Raw genomic sequence first — 5076 nt, 5'->3', positions numbered from 1 at the left:
GGCTGCGGCAACGGTGGTACGACCCGAACCGCCGGGGCCCGTGATCAACACGGTGCGCGGCGAAGGGCGTTCGGCCGCTGATCCGTCGTCCTCGCTCTGAGCGGCCGCGTCGCGCCGGTCGCCCTGCGCGGTGGCGTCGGGCGCACCGGCGTTCTGCCGGGCGGCTCCGGCCGCGGCGGGTCCTGCCGTGGGCCGTTCGTCGTCGGGCCGGGACACCCCGGGCTCAGCCTTTGGCGGCGCCCTGGTCCTCGGTGGCGCCACCACCCGATTCGACCCGCTTCTTCAGACCCGAGAGCGCGCGGTCGATGATGACCTTCTCCGCCTTGCGCTTGATCATGCCCAGCATCGGAATCTTGACGTCGACGGTCAACTGGTAGGTGACCTGGGTGCGTTCACCGCCGTCGGCCGGGGTGAGCCGGTAGACGCCGTCCAGCGAGCGAAGCATCTGGGACTTCACCAGCGACCAGCGGACCTCGTGCTCGCCGGTCCACTCGTAGGCCAGGGTGTGCTCGTCCTTGATGGCGCCGGCGTCCAGCAGCAGCCGCACCTGCTCGGCCCGTCCCTCCGAGTCCTGGGAGAGGACCTCGGCCTCCTTCACCTCGTCCGTCCACTCGGGGTAGCGGGCGAAGTCGGAGATCACTCCCATCACGGCAGCGGGCGCCGCATCGATGGTGATGTTCGAGCTGGTGTGTTCCGCCATCGCCGTGGATCCTCCATTGCTGCGAGCCGGCCCTCGATTGCCGCTCGAAGGCTATCGCGCGTGTACGGCACCCCGAGTGGCGGCCAGGCTTACGCCCTGTGCGGCACCCATGGCAGCGGGAGACGAGGAGTCGATCACCACTCCAGCACCCAGGGCGTGCCCGTCGCGTTGAAGTGCCCCACGTTCACGCACTCGGTCCGGCCGACCCGCATCCGCTGCACCAGGGGCTGGTGGACGTGCCCGAAGAGATGGAAGCGCGGCCGCACGGCGTGGATCGCCTCCAGCAGCGCCTCACTTCCGCGCTCGAAGCGGCGCGCCACCCGGTCGTAGCACAACTCCGGGACGTCGGGCGGGATGTGGGAGCAGAGCACGTCGACCTCTCCCAGCGCCTCGACCTTCGCCGCGTACGTCTCGTCGTCGATCTCGTACGGCGTGCGCATCGGAGTCTTCAGACCGCCGCCCACGAATCCGAAGCGCAGACCGCCGATGTCGGCCGTCTCACCGTCCAGGACGGTGGTGCCCTGCTGCGCGTACTCCGGCCACAGGGGCGGCATGTCGACGTTGCCGTACGTCGCGTACGTCGGAGCGGGGAAGGCCGCGAACAACTCGGCGTACTGCTTGCGGACGGCCGCTTCCGTGGCGGCCGCGCGGTCGACGCCCGCCCAGAGGCGGGCCGAGAACTCGCGCGCCTCCGCGAAACGGCGCGCGGTCCTCAACTCCACGATGTGGTCCGCGCTTTCGACTCCGAACAGCTCGGGGAAGATGCCGCGGGAGTGGTCGGCGTAGTCGAGGAAGAGGATGAGATCCCCCAGGCACACGAGCGCGTCGGCTCCCTCGCCCGCCCCAGCCAGGTCCCGGCTGTTGCCGTGTACGTCGCTGACCACGTGGACTCGCATGCCCCACACCCTAGATCGGGGAGCCCCGTGCGCGGCACCCCGCCAAAGGACCTTCCCCACCTGCGGTTACTTCCCCGTCACCGCATACGTGGATTAGGCTTCCGCGGACAGGACCGAGGCGTGTGACGCATAAGACATCTCAGTGCCACCCCCTACCCTCACACCCCTACCCGTGGGTAACGTCCGGCCCGTCAATCATTCAAGATCTCCCCCAGGTCTTGGACCGAGCCATCGGAGGCCGCACCTCGACGGCCACCATGTCCGGCGCCGACGAGGAGCAGCAGTCTTGCGCGAGTTCAGCCTTCCGGCCCTCTACGAGGTCCCAGCCGACGGCAATCTGACGGATCTCATCCGCCGTAACGCGGCCCAGCATCCCGAAGTCGCCGTCGTCGCACGCAAGCAGGACGGGCAGTGGGTGGACGTCACCGCCGCCGAGTTCCTGACCGAGGTGCGGGCTGCGGCCAAGGGCCTGATCGCTGCCGGGATCGAGCCGGGCGACCGCGTGGCCCTGATGTCCCGCACGCGCTACGAGTGGACGCTGCTGGACTTCGCGATCTGGAGCGCCGGAGCCGTCACCGTGCCGGTGTACGAGACGAGTTCGCAGGAACAGATCGCGTGGATACTGGGCGACTCGGGTGCCGTCGCCTGCGTCGTGGAGACCGATGCGCACACCGAGGCCGTCGAGGCCGTGCGCCACCGGCTTCCCGCCCTCGCGCACTCCTGGCAGATCGAGCCCTCGGCAAGTGCCGCCGGTACGGGCGCGATCGACCTGCTGACGCGGAGCGGCGCCGACGTGCCCGACGCGACGGTCGAGGCCCGAGGCTCCACCGCGCACGCCGACTCCCCCGCCACCATCGTCTACACCTCCGGGACCACGGGCCGCCCCAAGGGCTGCGTGCTCACCCACCGCAGCTTCTTCGCCGAGTGCGGCAACGTCGTCGAGCGGCTGCGCCCGATGTTCCGTACGGGCGAGTCCTCCGTGCTTCTCTTCCTGCCCATCGCCCACGTCTTCGGCCGGCTGGTGCAGGTGGCCGCCGTGATGGCGCCGATCAAGCTCGCCCACGTCTCCGACGTGAAGACGCTGACCGACGAACTGGGCGCCTTCCGCCCGACGATGGTGCTGGGCGTGCCGCGCGTCTTCGAGAAGGTCTTCAACTCCGCCCGGGCACAGGCCCAGGCTGGCGGCAAGGGCAAGATCTTCGACAAGGCCGCCGAGACCGCGATCGCCTACAGCCGCGCGCTGGACGACCCTTCGGGCCCTTCGCTCAAGCTGAGGCTGCGCCACAAACTCTTCGACATGCTCGTCTACAGCAAGCTCCGCGCGGTGCTTGGCGGCCGCGCCACCCACGCGATCTCCGGCGGCGCCCCGCTGGGCGAGCGGCTCGGGCACTTCTACCGCGGCATCGGCTTCACCGTGCTGGAGGGCTACGGCCTCACCGAGTCCTGTGCGGCCACCGCCTTCAACCCGTTCGACAGGCAGAAGATCGGCACCGTCGGCCAGCCGCTCCCCGGTTCCGTCATCCGCATCGCGGACGACAACGAGGTGCTGCTGCACGGCGAGCACCTCTTCGCCGGCTACTGGAACAACGAGCAGGCCACGCAGGAAGCCCTCTCCCACGGCTGGTTCCACACCGGCGACCTCGGCACCCTCGACCCGGACGGCTACCTCGCCATCACCGGGCGCAAGAAGGAGATCCTGGTGACGGCCGGCGGCAAGAACATCGCCCCGTCCGTCATCGAGGACCACATCCGCGGACACGCCCTGGTCGCCGAGTGCATGGTCGTCGGCGACGGCCGTCCGTTCGTCGGCGCGCTGCTCACCGTCGACGAGGAGTTCCTGCCGCGCTGGGCCGAGGAGCACGGCAAGTCCGGGCTCTCGCACGAGACGCTGCTTCAGGACAAGGAACTGGTGGCCGAGCTCCAGCTGGCCGTGGACGCGGGCAACGCCCTGGTCTCCCGGGCCGAGTCCGTACGGAAGTTCAAGGTGCTGAGCATCCAGTTCACGGAGGAGTCGGGGCACATCACGCCGTCGCTGAAGCTCAAGCGCGGAGTCGTGGCCAAGGACTTCGCCGACGAGATCGAAGCGCTGTACGTCTGAGACCGGCCGGCGCCCCGTCGGTGCGGGGCACCGCGCCTCGGCACCGACGGGCGGTCGACCGGTTCAGAGCAGCTCCTTGAGCCGCTCCGCGAGCAGGTCCCGTCTCCAGCGTTCGAGCACCCATTCCCTGCCCCGCTCGCCCATGCGCGCACGCAGCCCCGGGTCCTCCAGGAGCGTGCTGATGCGGTCGGCGGCCTCGTCGGGGGCTCCGCCCCGTACGACCCAGCCGGTCTCACCGTGCAGCACGGCGTCGGGGGCGCCGCCCGAGTCGCCCGCGACGACGGGGAGTCCGGTGGCCGAGGCCTCCAGATAGACGATGCCGAGCCCCTCCACGTCCAGACCGCCGCGGCGGGTGCGGCACGGCATCGCGAAGACGTCGCCGGCACCGTGGTGGGCCGGCAGTTCGTCCCATGGGACGGCGCCGGTGAACTGCACGGCCCCCGTCACTCCGGTCGCCTCGGCCAGCTTCTCCAGCCGTCCGCGGTACGGGCCGCCGCCCACGATCAGCAGCACGGCGTCCGGCACCCGGGAGAGGATCCGGGGCATCGCGCGGATCAGGGTGTCCTGGCCCTTGCGCGGCACCAGCCGGGAGACACAGACGATCACGGGCCGGTCGGTGAGGCCGAGCCGCGCGCGTACAGCGTCTCCGCCCGAGCCCGGGTGGAAGGACTTCTCGTCGACGCCGGGCGGCAGTTGCACCATCCTGGCGGCGGCCCGAGGGGTCAGGGCACGGGCGATCCTCGACCGGGTGTACTCGCCGAGATAGGTGATCGTGTCCGTGCCCTCCCCGATGCGGCGCAACAGCTGCCGGGAGACGGGCAGTTGCGCCCAGGCGGCCTCGTGCCCGTGCGTCGTGGCGACCAGCCGCCGTGCCCCGGCCTGACGCAGCGCGGGCGCCATCAGGCCCAGCGGTGCGGCAGCGCCGAACCATACGGACTCACAGCCGTGTTCGCGCAGCAGCGCGGCTGCGCGCCGGGTGACCCTCGGTGTCGGCAGCAGCATGGTCGTGCGGTCACGGACGACCTCGAAGGGCTGTTCCGCGTCGAACCGGGCGGTCTCCTCCGCGCCTTCACGGGTGCGCTTGTAGGTGGAGGCGTAGACGACGACGCGCGAAGGGTCCAGATGTAGCGTCAAGCTGTGCAAGAACGCCTGGATACCACCCGCCCTCGGCGGGAAGTCGTTGGTGACGATCAAGGTCTTTCTCATCGGAGCCGACAGTACCGTCCGGGTGACGCGAGCCGCCCGGCCGCCGACCTGTCGCAGGCGACGCCCCGCTCCACCCGGCATGATGGCGCGGGCGGCGAGGCAGGCACAGGTGAGCGGGCCGGCAGGAGCAGGCAAGCGGACGACGGGACGGTCATGACGGACAGCACAGCGGAGCG

Annotated in this window: 4 protein-coding genes and 1 pseudogene; 1 reads left to right on the top strand and 4 read right to left on the bottom strand. The window is 70.5% G+C overall.

Annotation, left to right across the window (positions count from 1 at the left end; genetic code table 11):
• The 3 genes and pseudogenes from H5J26_RS31100 to H5J26_RS28195 form a co-directional block, all read right to left on the bottom strand.
• A pseudogene (locus H5J26_RS31100) lies at positions 1-216 on the bottom strand (hypothetical protein); the annotation flags it as partial.
• Positions 217-223: 7 nt separating this feature from the next.
• Positions 224-700, bottom strand: coding sequence for an SRPBCC family protein (locus H5J26_RS28200; RefSeq protein ID WP_181768797.1), 477 nt, complete (start codon positions 698-700; stop codon positions 224-226).
• A gap of 134 nt (positions 701-834) precedes the next feature.
• A complete protein-coding gene (locus H5J26_RS28195) occupies positions 835-1596 on the bottom strand; it encodes a metallophosphoesterase family protein (protein WP_181768796.1) in 762 nt (253 codons plus the stop codon).
• 286 nt (positions 1597-1882) lie between these two features.
• On the opposite strand from H5J26_RS28195, the gene H5J26_RS28190 reads away from it, so the two are divergent.
• Positions 1883-3694 carry an AMP-dependent synthetase/ligase gene (locus H5J26_RS28190; RefSeq protein WP_181768795.1) on the top strand — a complete coding sequence of 604 codons (1812 nt, stop codon included), beginning with the start codon at positions 1883-1885 and terminating at the stop codon, positions 3692-3694.
• A gap of 63 nt (positions 3695-3757) precedes the next feature.
• Here H5J26_RS28190 and H5J26_RS28185 read toward each other — a convergent pair whose 3' ends face one another.
• Entirely contained in the window at positions 3758-4900 is a 1143-nt protein-coding gene (locus tag H5J26_RS28185) for a glycosyltransferase family 4 protein (RefSeq protein ID WP_181768794.1), read from the bottom strand.
• Positions 4901-5076: the final 176 nt, after the last annotated feature.

The organism is Streptomyces albidus (ex Kaewkla and Franco 2022) (assembly GCF_013870515.1).
Classification (GTDB): Bacteria; Actinomycetota; Actinomycetes; order Streptomycetales; family Streptomycetaceae; genus Streptomyces; species Streptomyces albidus.
Note: the sequence above shows the minus strand (reverse complement) of the source record. Positions and strands in the feature narration are given on the sequence as shown.

Excerpts from the sequence above, each read along its gene's own strand:
- H5J26_RS28200 (WP_181768797.1), bottom strand. The coding sequence starts at position 700 with ATGGCGGAACACACCAGCTCGAACATCACCATCGATGCGGCGCCCGCT.
- H5J26_RS28195 (WP_181768796.1), bottom strand. The coding sequence starts at position 1,596 with ATGCGAGTCCACGTGGTCAGCGACGTACACGGCAACAGCCGGGACCTG.
- H5J26_RS28185 (WP_181768794.1), bottom strand. The coding sequence starts at position 4,900 with ATGAGAAAGACCTTGATCGTCACCAACGACTTCCCGCCGAGGGCGGGT.